The following is a 15293-nucleotide window of genomic DNA, read 5'->3' on the forward strand; positions in this document are numbered from 1 at the left end:
GGAGGATGACGCATGAACCTGCTTGATGCCATCAATGATCCGGCCGAGCTGCGCAGGCTGCCGCGCGCCCGGCTCGCGCCCCTGGCCCGCCAATTGCGCCAGTTCCTGCTCGACTCGGTGTCGCGCACCGGCGGCCACCTGTCGTCCAACCTGGGCTCGGTCGAACTGACGATCGCGCTCCACTATGTGTTCGACACCCCGCGCGACCGCCTGGTGTGGGACGTCGGCCACCAGTGCTACGGCCACAAGGTGCTCACCGGTCGCCGCGCCCGCATGCACACACTGCGCCAGTTCGGCGGCATCTCCGGCTTCCCCCGCCGCTGTGAAAGCGTCTACGACAGCTTCGGCACCGCCCATTCGTCGACGGCGATCTCGGCCGCCCTCGGCATGGCCGAGGCCGCGAAGCTGGCCGGCGCGGACTGGCTCACGGTGGCCGTCTGCGGCGACGGCGCCATGAGCGCCGGCATGGCCTATGAGGCCCTGAACAACGCCGGCCGCGACCCCGGCCTGCGCCTGCTGGTGATCCTGAACGACAACGGCATGTCGATCTCGCCCACGGTAGGCGGCTTGCGCCGCGCCCTGGAACCGGCACGGTCGCGGCCGGCCCTGTTCGAGGATTTCGGCTTCGAATACGCCGGGCCGGTGGACGGCCACGACCTCGATGCCCTGATCCCCGCTCTCGAAGCCGCCAAACTGCGCAAGGGACCGCAATTCCTGCACGTGCTGACCCGCAAGGGCAAGGGCTATGCGCCGGCCGAGGCCGCGCCCACTCTCTACCACGGCACCGGCAAGTTCGATCCGGGACTGGGGCTGCCCGCGCCGGTGCGCGCCAAGCCGACCTATACCGAGGTGTTCGGCGACTGGCTGTGCGACATGGCGGCGCTCGATCCGCGCCTGGTCGGCATCACGCCGGCGATGCGCGAGGGTTCCGGCATGGTGCGCTTCGAACAGCTGTTCCCGGAGCGCTATGTGGATGTCGGCATCGCCGAACAGCATGCCGTCACCTTTGCCGCCGGCCTTGCCGCCGAGGGAATGAAGCCGGTGGTCGCGATCTACTCCACGTTTCTGCAGCGTGCCTACGACCAGTTGATCCACGACGTCGCGCTGCAGAACCTGGACGTGACCTTCGCCATCGACCGCGCCGGCCTGGTTGGTGCCGACGGCGCCACCCATGCCGGCAACTACGACATCGCCTTCCTGCGCTGTATCCCGAACATGGTGCTGATGGCCGCCTCGGACGAAGGCGAATGCCGGCGCATGCTGACCACGGCCTATCGCCATCCCGGACCGGCCGCGGTGCGCTACCCGCGCGGCAGCGGCACCGGCGCCGGTGCAGGTGCGAAACCGGACGAGATCCCGATCGGCCAGGGCGAACTCAGGCGACGCGGACGCGCTACCGCCATCCTGGCCTTCGGCTCGATGCTGGCGCCCAGCCTGGCTGCCGGCGCCGAGCTCGGTGCGACGGTGGCGAACATGCGCTTCGTGAAGCCGCTCGACGTCGGCCTGCTGCTGCGCCTGGCGTGCGAGCACGAACAGCTGGTGACGGTGGAAGAGGGCGCGGCCATGGGCGGGGCCGGATCGGCGGTGGCGGTGGCGGAGGCGCTGGCCGCGGCTGGCATCGCCAAGCCCCTGTTGATCCTCGGCCTGCCCGACGTCTTCATCGAGCATGGCGACCCGGCCAGGCTGCTGGCGGCCGTGGGACTGGACGCCGGCGGCATCGCCGCTGCGATCCGGCAGCGTTTCGGCATCACGGAATCGCGGCTCGTGGTGAACGCCAACTGAGGCAAACCGCCATGCTCCCCGATGCCGCCGCGGCCAGCCCGCCGGTCCAGCCGGCCACCAGCTCCTTCTCGATGGCGATGCGGATCCTGCCGGCCCCGCAACGCGCCGCCATGCGCGACATCTACGGTTTCTGCCGCGCCGTGGACGACGTCGCCGACGGCGATGGGGCGCCACAGGACAAATGCGCGGCGCTGGAGCGCTGGCGCGAGGATGTCGACGCCTGTTTCCTGGGCACCGGGCCGGCGCCGCTGGCGTCGTTGACGCGCCACATCCGGCGCTACGGCCTGGCGCGCGAGGATTTTCATGCCGTCATCGACGGCATGCTGATGGATGCCCAGCCCGTTCCGATCTGCGCGCCGCCGGCCGCCATCCTCGACCTGTATTGCGACCGCGTCGCCAGTGCCGTCGGACGGCTGTCGGTGCGGGTGTTCGGCCTGCCGCCCGCGGACGGCATGCTGCTGGCCCATCACCTCGGCCGCGCGCTGCAGCTCACCAACATCCTGCGCGACATCGACGAGGATGCCGCCATCGGCCGCGCCTACCTGCCGCGCGAGCTGCTGGAAGACGCCGGCGTCGGCGACATCACCTGCGCCTGGGGCGCCCGGGCGATCGCCGCGCATCCGGGATTGTCGGCGGCCTGCACCGGGCTGGCGGCCCAGGCCTGCGGGCATTACGGCGCCGCCCGGCAGGTGCTGCGGCGCCATCCCGGCGCCTGTTCGCGGGCGCCGCGCCTGATGGGCGCCATCTACCAGGCGCTGCTGGCGCGGCTGCTGGCGCGCGGCTGGGACCGCCCGCGCGAGCCGGTGCGGGTCGGGAAACTCGAACGCGTCGGCATCCTGCTGCGGCATGCGCTCCGCTGATTCAGCGCCCTCAGCGCCCCTCCGCGACCGCGTGCGACACCATCCGCGCCAGCGAGGCGCCGTAGGGATTGCTGACGCTGTGCGTGACCAGGATGTCGACCGGCGTCGCGGCCCGGCCGTAGTAGGCTTCGTTGCGTCCCTGGTCGACGGTGATGACGGTGCCGTCCATGTTGACGCCGCCGTACAGGCCTTTCGAGCGCGTGTAGACGATCATGTCCGCGGTGACCGGCGCGGCGGCGCCGACCCCGATCGGCCCGGCGGCGACGCTGACGTCCCCGCCGATCTTGAACGAGGTCGAGAGCAGGGAATTCAGCGCCTTGTCCGTCATGATCAGTGCCACCATTTCGGACTCCTGGGCGCCGGCCTGCAGGCCGAAGCTGCCCGTCGCCATCCGGTAGAAGGCGGGGCCATTCCAGCCCGTGCCGCTGCGGTCATGGGCGATCACCAGCGCCGCGCCGCCCGAGCCGCCGACGATGAGGCCGGCCTGCAGTATGCGCGGACTGATCATGACCGCCCTGGCCTCGCCCACGTGGTCGCGGAACCAGGTCAGGTCGGGATCGCGCATGAAGTTGGAGAGGGTGGTGCGGGCGGCGTCGACGCGCTCTTCGGTCTCGCCCCTGGTCGCGTGCGAAGCGCAGCCGGCCAGGCCGAATGCCGTCAACGCGAGTGTGAGTGCCGTTCCTGCCGTGACTGACTTGAACATGATGACCTCGCAAAGCATGCCCGGAATATGCAGCAGCCTAAGGCCATCGCGCGCTGCCGCGCAATTGGACTTTCGGCCATCTGTGGCTATCATGAACGCGAGAAGAACCGCATGCAGCGCATCGGATTGCTTGCGTGCATGTTCGTGCACGCCTGTGTAGGAGGGAATATGGAAACTCCTGATCCGCTCATCTACATCGTCGACCCGAGTCCGGTTGACATGCAAGCCATGGGGCGCCTGCTGCGCGCCGCCGGCCTGGCGCCGCTTGAGTTCGCATCCGCCGCCGCCTTCCTGGGCGCCCACGATCCGCAGGCGGCCGGCTGCGTGGTCGTGGACATCGGCCTGCCCGGCCTGGACGGGCTGGCGTTGGAACGCGCGGTGGTCTTCGTCAGCGGCCGCGGCGACGTCGGCCAGGGCGTGCGCGCGATGAAGGCGGGCGCCGTCGATTTCCTGACCAAGCCCTGCGAAGCCGGGGAGCTGGTCGGCGCGGTCCGGCGTGCACTGGACAGGGACACACGCGAGCGCGCGGTACGCCGCGAACTGGCGCGCATTCGCGCCCGGCTCGACTCGCTGACGCGGCGCGAGCGCCAGGTGCTGCGGCATGTGGTGGCCGGACGCCTGAACAAGCAGATTGCCTCCGACCTCGGCATCGCGGAAAAGACGATCAAGGTGCACCGGGCGCGGGCGATGGAGAAGATGGGGGCCGGTTCGCTGGCCCAGCTGGTGCGCGAGATGCTGGAGCTGGATGCGGGCGCCGTGTTCGGCGACCAGTATGCGGACCTGCGCTCAGCGAACGAGCGTGCCTGAGCTCCCGAAGCGCACGGTCACCAGCAGCCCCCGCCCGGACGGCCCGTCGCCGAGCGTGACGGTGGCGGCGTGCGCAGTGGCCACGCTGCGCACGATCGACAAACCCAGTCCGCTCCCCCATTCGGCGTGACCCGCGCCCCGGTAGAAACGGTCGAATACCCTTTCGCGCTCGGCCGGCGGGATGCCGATGCCGTCGTCGGCAACCTGCAACACCACCTCCTTGCCGGCATGGGCGACGCTGACGTCGACCCGGCCACCGGCGGGCGTATAGCGCAAGGCATTGTCGAGCAGGTTGCCGATCAGGATACGCAGGCTGTCGGCGTCACCGTCCAGGCGTGGACCGTCGAGGTCCGCTTCGCCCTCGACGATGCCGAGGTCGATACCCCTTGCGCTGGCCTGGTCGTAACGTTCCCCGATGCAGGCGCGGGCCAGTTCGAGCAGGTCGACCGGCGCCGCGGCCGCGTCCGCCGTGCCGCCTTCCTGCCGGGCCGCGGTGAGCAACTGCTGGACCAGGCGGATCGCACGATCGAGGCGCTGGTGCAGCTTGCTGAAGGCGACCGTGCGCTGTGCGCCGTCGGTGGCGCGCTCCGCCAGTTGCAGCTGCAGCTGCAGGGCGGTCAGCGGCGAACGCAGCTCATGCGCCGCGTCGGCCACGAAGGCGCGCTGGCTGTGCAATGCATGGTCGAGCCGCAGCAGGAGGTCGTCCATCGCGGCGACCACGGGCTTCAGTTCGGGCGGCTGGTCCCGCTCGGCAAGCGGCTGGAGGTCGCTCGGCGAACGGCGTCCCAGCGCCTGCGCGAGCCGGGTCAGGGGCGTCAGGCTGCGTCCGACCACGGCATAGATCAGCACCCCGAGGATCGGCAGCATGGCGAGGAAGGGGAGCAGCGAGCGCAAGGCCAGGCGCGCCGCCAGCTCCTCGCGCGCCGAGACGGACTGCGCCACCTGTACCCGGTCGCCGTCCCGTTCGGCCAGGTACACCCGCCATCTGTCGTCGCCGCCGGCCAGGGTCGAATAGCCGGGCCGCGCGGCCGCCGGCAGCCCATGCTCGGCGGTGGAAATGTATTTGAGCCGGCCGTTGCGGTCCCAGACCTGGATCACGACTTCCTCCTCGGGGTCGCCGTGCTGGCGCCGCGCCGGCGACGCCGCCTGCGTGGTCGGCAAGGTCGTCGCCATCTGGCGCAGCTGATAGTCGAACAGCTCGTTGGACTCTTCCAGGACCTTGACGTAGATGGCGCCGCCGGCAAGGACGGTGCAGGCCAGGGTCCCGCCCACCAGGCCGAACAGCAGTTGGCTGCGAATGGTCCTCATGCGGTCCTCATGCGGCCAGCGGCGCCAGGTAGCCGACGCCGCGCACGTTCTTGATGAAGTCCGCGCCGAGCTTCTTGCGCAGGCGGTGCACGTAGACGTCCACGGTATTGCTTTCGACTTCCTCGTTCCAGCCGTAGAGCTTCTGTTCGAGCAGCGCCTTGGACATCACGCGCCCGGGCGGGTCGAGCAGCGCCGCGAGGAGGGCGAATTCGCGTGCCGACAGCGGCAGCGGCTGCCCGTCGAGCAGGGCTTCGTGGGCCGTGATGCGCAGGGTCACGCCGCGATGCACGATGTCGGGCTGCGCGCGGCCGGCGCCGCGCCGGAGCAGGGCGCGCACCCTGGCGAACAGCTCTTCCAGGTCGAAGGGCTTGACCAGGTAGTCGTCGGCGCCGCCGTCCAGCCCCTGTACGCGGTCGGCGGTGCTGTCGCGCGCGGTGATGATCAGTACCGGCGCCTGGCCGCCACGGCCGCGGTACTGGCGCAGCACTTCGAGACCGTCGCGGCCCGGGAGACCGAGATCGAGCAGCAGCAGGTCGTAGACGTCCGTCACGAGCGCCAGCAGCGCGGCCTGGCTGTCCTGTACCCAGTCGAGTGCGTAGCGTTCGCCGCGCAGGCCTTCGGCGATGCTGTCGCCGATCATCGGGTCGTCCTCGACCAGCAGCAGGCGCATGGAATCTCCTTCTCTAGAGACGTTGAAAATCGCGCCGCCAGCTTACCGCAAACCGCGCCCTCACGGGCCGACCACGACCATCGTGAATGTCTTGTCGACCGCCGTCGGCAGGAATGCCTTGTGGTTTGCCGGATCGAAGGCCATCGTGCGCGCGCCTTTCAGGGTCGGCACTTCGACCGCCGCCGCATAATGGTCGGCGTCAAGCTGGCGCACCACGCTCAGCGTGCCTGCGCCGTTCGACGAAAACACGGTGGCGCTGCCGGCATCGTAGTAGGCGGCGTCCGGATGATCGCCGATCGCGATGCGCGTCACGACCTTGCCGCTGGCGCTGTCGGTGACCATCATCGCACGGTTGGCGCACACCGAGAACAGGCGTGCGTGGGCGGTATCCAGCGCCAGCCCGCTCGGTTCCTCGCAGCCGGCCAGCGGCCAGTGGGCCAGCACGCGGTCGGTGGCGGCGTCGATGGCCACGATCTCGTTCCTGTCTTCGATGTTCACGTAGACGCGTTTGCCGTCGGTGGCCGCGAACTCCGGCTTGCCGCCGACCGCAATCGTGGCAAGCGGCTTGCCGCTGGCGGCGTCGAACACGCTCACGTCCTGGCTCTTGCCGTTGAAGGTGTACAGCTTGCGCGTGGCGGGATCGTAGAGGATGGCGTCCGGGTTCGCACCCTTCACCGGGAGCTCGCGCTTCACCTGCAGGGTGTCGAGGTCGAACACGGTGACGCTGTTGGCGCGGCCGTTGCTGGTGAAGCCGAGTTTCAGGTCCGGCGCGAAGGCCACGCCGTGCACGCCGGCCGTGCCCGCGATCTCGCCGACCGGCTTGCCGGTGCCGGCGTCGAGCACCTGGACGTGGTCGCCGCGCGTGACGAACAGGCGCTGGCGCTCTGGGTCGAGGGCGAGGTAGTCCCAGCGCGTGGCGGGACCGAGGTCCCAGCGCTGCTGCACGGCGTAGTGGACGGGTTCGGCGGCGGCGGCGAGCGGGGCGGCCGACGGCAGGCAGGCCAGCACGGCGGCGGCGAGGAAGGGCTTGGTCAGGACGGTTTTCACGGTTTCTCCTTTGGATGGACAACGTTGAACAGGACCGGCATCAACAGCAGCACCAGCGGCAGCTGCACGACCAGGCCGGAAATGATGGCGATCGCGAGCGGCTGCTGCATCTCGGAGCCGCGCCCGAGCGCAAAGGCCAGCGGCAGCAGGGTCAGGATGGCGGCCAGGGTCGTCATCGCGATCGGCCGCATGCGGTTCAGCCCCGCTTCCAGCAAGGCCTGTTCGCGCGGGCGGTCAGCGGCGAGTTCCTGCTGCTCCGAGTAGTAGAAGATCGCCACTTCGGTGGCCATGCCGATGATCATGGTCATGCCCATCATGGCCGAGATGTTCAGCTCGATCCTGGTCAGCCACAGGCCGATGAACACCGCCGATACCGCCAGCAAAGCCGTAACGAGGATCGACAAGGCCAGGCGGAAGCTCTCGTACATGAACAACAGCAGCAGGAAGACCAGCGCGCTGGCAGCGGCAAACACCGCCATCAGGCCGTGGAAGGCGATCTGCTGCTGCTCGTACAGCCCGCCCAGCTGGTAATAGCTGTCGGATGGCAGCGTGCCCGGCCTGGCCATCATCGTGCGGACGTCGGCGATCACGGAGCCGAGGTCGCGTCCGCTGATGCGGGCCGTGACGGCCACCATGCGCTTGAGGTTTTCGCGCGTGATCTGGGCCTGGCCGGTGAGCGCATGGATCCCGGCCACGCGCTGCAGCGGGAACACGTGACCATTCGGCGCCACCACGCGCAGCTGGCGCAGGTCGGTCTCGGTGGCGCGCTGGTTCGGCGGCACCCAGACCCGCACATCCACCATCTTGACCCCGCCCGGCACCCGGGTCGCGACCGTGCCGCTCATCACGCTGCCGACGTAGCGGGTGATCGCATCGGCATCCATGCCTTCCAGCGCGGCCCTGGCCGGGTCGACGCGGATGTCCATGGCGTCGCCGGCCGGGTTGATGCCGTTCTTGACGTCGACCACGCCGTCGATCTTGCCGAGACGCTCCGCCACCGCGCGCGCACTCGCGGCCAGCACCTCCGGACGGTCGCCGAAGATCTTGATCTCGACCGGCTGCGGTACGGCGGTCAGGTCGCCGATCAGGTCTTCCATCAGCTGGGCCATCTCGACATCGATGCCGGGTACCTGCCGCTCGATGCGGCCGCGGATGTCGTCCATCACCTGGTCGACCGGGCGCCGTCCCGACGGCTTGAGGCGGATGAAGAAGTCGCCCTCGTTGGCCTCGTTGATGCTGCCGCCCAGGCCGGCGCCGGTGCGGCGCGAATAGCTGGCGACATCGGGCGTGGCGCGCACGATGCCTTCGACCTGGCGCAGCAGGCGGTCGGTTTCGGTGAGTGCGGTGCCGGGCGCGGTGCGGTAGTCGAGCACGAAGCCGCCTTCATCCATTGCCGGCATGAAGCCGGAGCCGATCGCGCGGTAGGCGAAGAAACCGGCCAGCAGCAGCGGCGCCACGCCCACCAGCACCAGCCAGGGTCGCGCCAGCAGGGCCTCGAGGATGCGCCGGTAACGCTCGTGCAGCCAGCGCACCAGGCGCGAATCGGGCGCGTGTTCGGCGTCGCGCGCGTCCAGGAAGTGGTCGGCCAGCAGCGGCACCGCCAGCCAGCTGACGAGGAAGGAGATGAACAGCGCCGCCGCCATCGTCAGCGACAGGGCCTTGAAGAAGGCGCCGGTCACGCCGCTCAGGAAAGCCAGCGGCAGGAAGATCACCAGGGTCGAGGCGCTGGAGCCGGCCAAGGGGCGCAGGAACTCGAGCGCGGCGGCCATCACACGCTTGTGCACCTCGCCGTCGCTGCCCTGCAGGCGCCGCATGATGTGCTCGATCATCACGATCGCATCGTCGATGATCAGGCCGACGGCCGCCGCCATGCCGCCCAGGGTCATGATGTTGAAGCTCATGCCGAGCACGTACAGCAGCACCACGGTACTGGCCAGCACGGCAGGCACGACGACGATCGCGATCAGCGTCACCTTCAGGTTGCGCAGGAATAGCAGCAGCACGGCGGCCGACAGGCCGATGCCGATCAGGACGGCATCGCGCACGCTGGCTGCCGACGCCGTCACCAGCTCGCTCTGGTCGTACCAGCTGGCGATCTGCACCCCTTTCGGCAGCTGGGCGCGCAAGCCGTCCAGCCGGGACTTGATGTCCTTCGCGATCTGCACGCTGTTGCTGCCGGGCTGCTGGTAGACCGAGAACAGCACGGCGTCGCGGCCGTCGGCGGTGACGCGGGTCCAGTTCGGGGCCGTGGCGACATCGACGCTGGCGACGTCGGTGAGGCGCACCAGGGCGCCGGCGGGATTGCGCAGCACCAGCGCGCGCAGCCGCGCCAGCGAGTCGAGGCGGGTGTCCGACACCGCGAGGTAGAGTTTGTAGTGGTCTTCCAGGCGGCCCACCGCGCTGATCACGTTGGCGCTCGATACGGCCTTGGCGACGTCGTCCAGCGCCAGGCCGACCGCCGCCAGGCGCGCCGGATCCACCGTCACCCGGTACTCCTCGACCGCGCCGCCCTGCACCTGCACGCGGGCGACGCCGTCCACGCTCGACAGCGCGGGACGCAGCTGGAATTCCGCCAGGTCGTGCAGGGCGACCGCCGACAGCGTGCGCGAGACCAGGCTGTAGGCGATGATCGGGAACACGGTCGGGTCCATGCGCCGCACCAGCACCTGGGCCGACGGCGGCAAGCTGCCCTGGACCTGGGCGATGGCGGCGTTGACCTGCAGCGCCGCGGCCGCCATGTCGAGGCCCCAGTCGAAATTGATCGACACCTCGGCCGCGCCACGGCTGGTGGTGGAACGCACATTGCGCACCCCGGGCACCCGGCGCACCGCTTCCTCGACCGGACGCGTGACCAGCATTTCCATCTGCCCGGCGGGCTGGTCGCCGGCATCGATCGAGACCACCACGCGCGGGAAGTCCACGGTCGGGAACAGCGATACCGGCAGCCGGAACGCCGCGACCAGGCCGGCCAGCGCCAGCATCGCGAGCAGGAACAGGATCGAGCGCCGATGCGCCTGGGTCCAGCGGGCCACCGTCATCGTGCGCCCTCGCGTACCGGCATGCCGTCCTGCAGCTCATAATTGCCGAGCACGACCACCGGCAGTTGCGGATCGAGCTCGCCGGCGACGCCATAGCTGGCGCCATGTTCGCCCGCGACCGTCACGGCGACGCGGCGCGCACGGCCGTTCGCGACCTGGAACAGATAACTGCCCTGGTCGTCGCTCAGCACCGCCTGGCGCGGGACGCTCCAGGCATTGTCCTCGCCGAGCGTGATCGCCGCCTCCACGCGCGTGCCGATCGCCAGGCCCGCGGCCTGGCTGGCCGGCAGCTCGACGTTCGCGGTCACCATCTGGGTCTTCGGATCGACGATACCGTCGACCGTGGCGATGCGCGCCGCGATCGGGACGGCGCCGTCCAGCAGCGGCTTGATGTTCACCGCCATGCCGGGCTTCACGGCCGCGCTGCGCGCCGGTTCGATCGCCAGCAGCGCGCGCGGGTGGCCCGTCGGGCCGAGCTGGACGACCGCTGCCCCGGCGGCGAGCCGGTCGCCCTGGGCAGCCGGCAGTGCCGTGACGACGGCGTCGAAGGGCGCAGTCAAATCCAGGCTCGGGTGGGCGCCGCCCAGCTTTGCCTGCGCTGCCAGCGCGGCCTGGCTATCCTCCAGTTGCTTGCGGGCCGCGTCGACCTGGGATTGCGTCGCAAGCTGCAAGCCTGCCAGTTCCTGCTGGCGCTTCAGTTCGCGCTGGGCGAAGCCGACCGCATTGCCCGCCTGCGCATAGGCGGCTAGCGCATTCGGATCGGTACCGATTACGGCGAGCGTATCGCCGCGTCGTACGCGCTGGCCCAGCACAAGGGGCAGGCGCAGCAGCTGGCCGGCTTGCGGAAAGCTGAGCGTCTCCGGCTTGGCGCTGGCGATTTCGCCGAAGGCGGCGAGGGTCCTGGCCAGGGCCCGCCTGGCCACCGGCTGCGTGTGTACCAGCACGCTGGGGGCGGGCGCCTTTTCCGGCGCGGCATCGGCCGCGGCGGCGCCGGGATGCCAGTGCCAGGCGGCCCCCGCGCCCAGCGCCAGGGCGAGGGCGCCGATGACGAGAGTCGAAGTCTTCATTGTTGTTGGTGTCCTGGCGAAGATGCATCGGGGGCGATCCCGAGCAGGGTTTGCAGCGCGACGCGCTGTTCGGCGATCTGTTGCCGCAGGGCGATCCGCTCGGCCTCCTTGGCGAGCAGCGCCGCACGCGCATTCGCGTAGGCGAGCGCATCGACCAGGCCGGCGCGTCCCGCCAGCCCGCTGTTCCGGATGACCGGTTCCAGCCGGGCCAGCGCGGTGTCGACGGATTCGAGCTGCCGGCGGTCCAGGCGCTGCTGGTCGAGGATGGCGCGGATCTCGTTGCGCGCCGCCTGGACACGCACCTCGTACTCGTCCTGCAGCTTCTGGCGCGTGGCCTGTTCGATGGCGATATTGCCGCGGTTGCGGTTCAGGAGCGGCAAGCTGAGCGTGATGCCGAGGCTGTTCGAATACACGTTGCTGTTGTCGCGCGAGCGGGTCAGGCCGACGTTCAGCGCAGGGAACTGGGCCAGCAGCGCGGCGCGGTAACGCTGGTCCTGTGCCGCGTAGCCCGCCTCCAGGGCGCGCAGGTCGGGACGGCGCTGCGGCAGCTCGGCCAGCGCGGCCTGCGCAGCATTCTCGTCCGCGAAGGCGCCAGGTGCCCCGTCCTGCAGGCGCAGCTCGTAGCGGGCGTCCAGGCCCAGCAAGGTATTCAACTCGCGGGCGGTCTGGTTCAGCTGGCGCTGCAGGTCGAAGATCTGCTTGTCGATGTCCTGCAGTGCGGTGAGGTTGGGCAGTACCGCGTCGCTGGTGAGCAGGCCGCGTTGCTGCGCCTGTCCGGTACGGGCGGCACGGTCGGCGAACAGCTTGCGGTTTTCCTCCAGCACGGCCAGCAGGCGCCGGCCATGGCTCAGGCGAACGAAGGCCAGGCGCGCGGTCGATACGACCTGCCATTCCTGCCACAGCAGGGCCAGGTCGGTCTTCCGGACCTCGGCCTGGGCGGCGCGCCGGCCGGCGGCATGGCTGATCAAGGCCCCGACGTCATAGCTCAGGCCGAAATTGAAGGCACGCGTGGCGCCGGGACCGCCGGCACTGCTGGACAGGTCGCCGCCCAGCGCCAGTTGCGGATCGGGCAGCAGGCCGGCGGAGAAGGCTTGTGCGCGCGACACCGCAAGATCGGCTCGCGCCAGTTTCAGGTCGGGATTGTTGGCCACCGCGAGCGTGGCCACTTCGATCTCGTCGAGGCCGTCGCGCGGGTCGAAGGGGTGCCCCGCCAGCGCTGTAAACGGCAGGCTGCGCGTGTCGACCTGGATCAGGCCCGGATTCCCGGGCAGTTCCGGGACCGGTCCGAGGGGCAAGGGCCGGTAGGCCGCACAGCCGGCCAGGGCCAGGCAAAGAATGGTTGAAGCGAATCGTTGGGCCATCGTAGCTGGGCATGAATAGCATCGATGCCCAGCTTACCGATCGGACAATGAACAGAGTATTAAAGGTGCGTGCCTTTCTTCCTGAGCAGCTCTTCGCCGCACAGGCCGATGCACAGCAGGGCGGCCGCCGCCAGCTGGCACCAGGCCGCGGGCAGGGCGGACATCAGCTGCAGCGGCCGGCCGGCCAGGCCCTGCGCCAGCGTGGAGCCGGCCGCCACCGCCAGGAAGGACAGGCAGAGGTGCAGCTGGTGGGCGCGCAGCCGGGTCCAGGGCGTGCAGCAGCACAGCGCGGCCGGCAGGGCCAGCAGGGTCATCGAACCGCTGCCGGCGACCATTCCGCAGACGGCGCCGAGCGCGAACAAGGCGGCCAGCGCCAGGCCGCCGGCCTTGATCCAACCACGGCGACGGGGCCGCGCCCGCACGTGACGCGGGCAGGCCGCGCGGAAGCGCCGCAGCGAGCAGGCCAGCACCGGCGCGCAGGCCAGGGTATTGATCAGGTGGGGCAGGGGGCCGGTGCGGGCACCGAAACTCCAGCGCTCCAGGATGGCCCAGCCGAGGAAGGAAAACAGCAGGGCGGCGAAAGCCAGGTTCGCCGGCGACCGCCTGGCGGCGGATGGATCTGCAACGATGGTTTCCGGTTTCATGTCAGCCGCTCCCGGTATTGACACAAGCTTTCAGCATGCGTCAACGATGTTCCGGGGCAACTGAGCTGGATCAATCTTCGGGCGTGCGCGCTACCGGCAAATGCCAGTCGTAGCGAATGGCCGCCATCCGCAGGCCGAAGCACAGGGCCGCGCCGGCGCAGGCCATCGGCGCCGACGGCAGTCCGAGCACATGGCCGATCACCACCACGCTGGCGCCGGCCAGGGCGGCCACCGCGTACACCTCGGCGCGCAGCACGGCCGGCACCTCGGACAGCAGGACGTCGCGCGCCACCCCGCCGCCGACGCCGGTCAGCATGCCGAGCAAGGCCGCCATCATCGGTTCGAGGCCGAACACCAGCGCCTTCTGGGCGCCGGCGACGCAGAACAGGGCCAGGCCGGCGCCGTCGAACACCATCACCGGGCTTTTCAGGTGACGCAGCTTTGGATACCAGAAGAAGATCAGCAGGCCGGCCAGCACCGACACCACCAGGTAGCGCCAGTCGCTGAAGGCGGCCGGCGGCGTCGCGCCGATCAGCACGTCGCGCACGATGCCACCCGAGTTGGCGGCCACGAAAGACAGCACCAGCACCCCGAAGATGTCGAGCCTGCGCTTGACGCCGGCGGTGGCGCCGCTCAGGGCGAACACGAAGGTGCCGATGAGGTCGAGGGTCAGCACGAGCGTTTTCAGGGCCGCCGCCACGTCGAGGGAAACTGCCGGGAACATCGGGTTGTCTTTACTGTTCAGTGAAAGGGGCGGAACGTTATAGTATCGCAGCCGGGAAATCAAGCGCCTGGCCCGCCCATGCAGGATGATTTCGTCGTACACTGGACAATACGACAAGAACAAGCACCCACCAGCCTTTCGCGATCCATGATCATCTCATCCGCAACCGACTTCCGCGAAGCCGCGCGGCGCAAGTTGCCGCCCTTCCTGTTCCACTACCTCGACGGCGGCGCCGGCGCCGAGCAAACCCTGCGCGCCAACGTCGACGACCTGCAACGCGTGAAGCTGCGCCAGCGCGTGCTGCGCGGTTCCGAGCAGCTCGACCTGACGACCCACTGGTTCGGCCAGGACCACGCGCTGCCGATCGCGCTGGCGCCGGTCGGCCTGGCCGGCATGTATGCGCGCCGCGGCGAAGTCCAGGCGGCGCAGGCGGCCGGCCGCTTCAACATCCCCTTCATCCAGTCGACGGTGTCGGTCTGCCCGCTGGCGGAGGTGGCGGCCAAGGCCCCGAAGCCGATCTGGTTCCAGCTGTACGTACTGAAGGACCGCGGCTTCATGCGCGACGTGATGCGCCGCGCCAGCGAGCTTGGCGCGACGACGCTGATCTTCACCGTCGACATGCCGGTACCGGGTAACCGCTACCGCGACCTCCACAGCGGCATGAGCGGCGACGCCGGCCCGCGCCGCCGCATGTGGCAGGCGATGCTGCATCCGCGCTGGGCCTGGGACGTCGGCCTGTTCGGCCGCCCGCACGACCTCGGGAACATCTCGGCCTACCGCGGCCATGCGACCGGGCTCGAAGACTATATCGGCTGGCTCGGATCGAACTTCGACCCCGGCATCAGCTGGCAGGACCTGCAGTGGATCCGCGACGAGTGGAAGGGGCAACTGGTCCTGAAGGGCATCCTGGACGTCGAGGACGCGCGCGACGCCTTGGCCTTCGGTGCCGACGGGATCGTGGTCTCGAATCACGGCGGCCGCCAGCTCGACGGCGCGCCATCGTCCGCCAGCGTGCTGCCGGCGATCGCCGAGGCGGTGAAGGACAAGATGACCATCTTCGCCGACGGCGGTGTGCGCACCGGCACCGACGTGTTCCGCATGCTGGCGCTGGGCGCGGACGGCGTGCTGATCGGCCGTGCCTTCATCTACGCGCTGGCGACCCAGGGCCAGGCCGGGGTCGAGCGCCTGCTGGCGATCATGGAGAAGGACTTGCGGACGAATATGGTCCTGACCGGGGTGAAGAGCGTGCGCGAGATCGGGCCTCACCTGCTGGCTGCATAGA

At 69.8% G+C, this 15293-nt stretch carries 13 protein-coding genes; 4 read left to right on the top strand and 9 right to left on the bottom strand.

Annotated features, from left to right (window positions below; translation table 11 throughout):
• The first annotated feature begins 12 nt into the window (after nucleotides 1-12).
• Both dxs and hpnD read left to right on the top strand, forming a co-directional pair.
• Entirely contained in the window at nucleotides 13-1782 is a 1770-nt protein-coding gene (dxs, locus tag AC1DOQ_RS14315) for a 1-deoxy-D-xylulose-5-phosphate synthase (protein ID WP_477365119.1), read from the top strand.
• An 11-nt stretch (nucleotides 1783-1793) separates the two neighbouring features.
• Nucleotides 1794-2642: a presqualene diphosphate synthase HpnD gene (gene hpnD, locus AC1DOQ_RS14320; RefSeq protein ID WP_477365122.1), complete on the top strand. Its 849-nt coding sequence runs from the start codon at nucleotides 1794-1796 to the stop codon at nucleotides 2640-2642.
• A 10-nt stretch (nucleotides 2643-2652) separates the two neighbouring features.
• Here hpnD and AC1DOQ_RS14325 read toward each other — a convergent pair whose 3' ends face one another.
• Nucleotides 2653-3345: a lipid-binding SYLF domain-containing protein gene (locus AC1DOQ_RS14325; protein WP_477365125.1), complete on the bottom strand. Its 693-nt coding sequence runs from the start codon at nucleotides 3343-3345 to the stop codon at nucleotides 2653-2655.
• A gap of 168 nt (nucleotides 3346-3513) precedes the next feature.
• On the opposite strand from AC1DOQ_RS14325, the gene AC1DOQ_RS14330 reads away from it, so the two are divergent.
• The gene (locus AC1DOQ_RS14330; RefSeq protein WP_477365128.1) at nucleotides 3514-4152 is read left to right on the top strand and encodes a response regulator transcription factor; all 639 of its coding nucleotides are present in this window, start codon (nucleotides 3514-3516) and stop codon (nucleotides 4150-4152) included.
• Here AC1DOQ_RS14330 and AC1DOQ_RS14335 read toward each other — a convergent pair.
• The 8 genes from AC1DOQ_RS14335 to AC1DOQ_RS14370 form a co-directional block, all read right to left on the bottom strand.
• Nucleotides 4132-5460: an ATP-binding protein gene (locus AC1DOQ_RS14335; RefSeq protein WP_477365131.1), complete on the bottom strand. Its 1329-nt coding sequence runs from the start codon at nucleotides 5458-5460 to the stop codon at nucleotides 4132-4134. The genes AC1DOQ_RS14330 and AC1DOQ_RS14335 overlap by 21 nt on opposite strands.
• 7 nt (nucleotides 5461-5467) lie before the next feature.
• Nucleotides 5468-6130 carry a response regulator gene (locus AC1DOQ_RS14340; RefSeq protein WP_477365135.1) on the bottom strand — a complete coding sequence of 221 codons (663 nt, stop codon included), beginning with the start codon at nucleotides 6128-6130 and terminating at the stop codon, nucleotides 5468-5470.
• Nucleotides 6131-6190: 60 nt separating this feature from the next.
• On the bottom strand, nucleotides 6191-7177 hold the full coding sequence (locus tag AC1DOQ_RS14345) for a YncE family protein (RefSeq protein WP_477365138.1): 987 nt from the start codon (nucleotides 7175-7177) through the stop codon (nucleotides 6191-6193).
• Nucleotides 7174-10215, bottom strand: coding sequence for an efflux RND transporter permease subunit (locus AC1DOQ_RS14350; RefSeq protein WP_477365140.1), 3042 nt, complete (start codon nucleotides 10213-10215; stop codon nucleotides 7174-7176). Before AC1DOQ_RS14350 ends, AC1DOQ_RS14345 begins: the two co-directional genes overlap by 4 nt.
• The gene (locus tag AC1DOQ_RS14355) at nucleotides 10212-11282 is read right to left on the bottom strand and encodes an efflux RND transporter periplasmic adaptor subunit (protein ID WP_477365143.1); all 1071 of its coding nucleotides are present in this window, start codon (nucleotides 11280-11282) and stop codon (nucleotides 10212-10214) included. The genes AC1DOQ_RS14350 and AC1DOQ_RS14355 overlap by 4 nt, the downstream gene beginning before the upstream one ends.
• On the bottom strand, nucleotides 11279-12643 hold the full coding sequence (locus AC1DOQ_RS14360; protein WP_477365146.1) for a TolC family protein: 1365 nt from the start codon (nucleotides 12641-12643) through the stop codon (nucleotides 11279-11281). Before AC1DOQ_RS14360 ends, AC1DOQ_RS14355 begins: the two co-directional genes overlap by 4 nt.
• A 59-nt stretch (nucleotides 12644-12702) precedes the next feature.
• Nucleotides 12703-13287, bottom strand: a complete 585-nt coding sequence (locus AC1DOQ_RS14365; RefSeq protein WP_477365148.1) for a hypothetical protein — start codon at nucleotides 13285-13287, stop codon at nucleotides 12703-12705.
• Nucleotides 13288-13357: 70 nt separating this feature from the next.
• Complete coding sequence (locus AC1DOQ_RS14370; protein WP_477365151.1) at nucleotides 13358-14011, bottom strand: trimeric intracellular cation channel family protein; 654 nt, start codon at nucleotides 14009-14011, stop codon at nucleotides 13358-13360.
• A 147-nt stretch (nucleotides 14012-14158) separates the two neighbouring features.
• Here AC1DOQ_RS14370 and lldD point away from each other — a divergent pair, with 147 nt between their 5' ends.
• The gene (gene lldD / locus AC1DOQ_RS14375; RefSeq protein ID WP_477365154.1) at nucleotides 14159-15292 is read left to right on the top strand and encodes an FMN-dependent L-lactate dehydrogenase LldD; all 1134 of its coding nucleotides are present in this window, start codon (nucleotides 14159-14161) and stop codon (nucleotides 15290-15292) included.
• The last annotated feature ends 1 nt before the right edge of the window (nucleotide 15293 follow it).

The sequence above is a fragment of the Massilia sp. 01N417 genome (assembly GCF_056399645.1).

Bases quoted from the DNA above. Each gene is read 5' to 3' on its own strand.
- AC1DOQ_RS14325 (WP_477365125.1), bottom strand. From the start codon at position 3,345: ATGTTCAAGTCAGTCACGGCAGGAACGGCACTCACACTCGCGTTGACG.
- AC1DOQ_RS14365 (WP_477365148.1), bottom strand. From the start codon at position 13,287: ATGAAACCGGAAACCATCGTTGCAGATCCATCCGCCGCCAGGCGGTCG.
- hpnD (WP_477365122.1), top strand. From the start codon at position 1,794: ATGCTCCCCGATGCCGCCGCGGCCAGCCCGCCGGTCCAGCCGGCCACC.
- AC1DOQ_RS14355 (WP_477365143.1), bottom strand. From the start codon at position 11,282: ATGAAGACTTCGACTCTCGTCATCGGCGCCCTCGCCCTGGCGCTGGGC.
- AC1DOQ_RS14335 (WP_477365131.1), bottom strand. From the start codon at position 5,460: ATGAGGACCATTCGCAGCCAACTGCTGTTCGGCCTGGTGGGCGGGACC.
- AC1DOQ_RS14360 (WP_477365146.1), bottom strand. From the start codon at position 12,643: ATGGCCCAACGATTCGCTTCAACCATTCTTTGCCTGGCCCTGGCCGGC.
- dxs (WP_477365119.1), top strand. From the start codon at position 13: ATGAACCTGCTTGATGCCATCAATGATCCGGCCGAGCTGCGCAGGCTG.
- lldD (WP_477365154.1), top strand. From the start codon at position 14,159: ATGATCATCTCATCCGCAACCGACTTCCGCGAAGCCGCGCGGCGCAAG.
- AC1DOQ_RS14340 (WP_477365135.1), bottom strand. From the start codon at position 6,130: ATGCGCCTGCTGCTGGTCGAGGACGACCCGATGATCGGCGACAGCATC.
- AC1DOQ_RS14370 (WP_477365151.1), bottom strand. From the start codon at position 14,011: ATGTTCCCGGCAGTTTCCCTCGACGTGGCGGCGGCCCTGAAAACGCTC.
- AC1DOQ_RS14330 (WP_477365128.1), top strand. From the start codon at position 3,514: ATGGAAACTCCTGATCCGCTCATCTACATCGTCGACCCGAGTCCGGTT.
- AC1DOQ_RS14350 (WP_477365140.1), bottom strand. From the start codon at position 10,215: ATGACGGTGGCCCGCTGGACCCAGGCGCATCGGCGCTCGATCCTGTTC.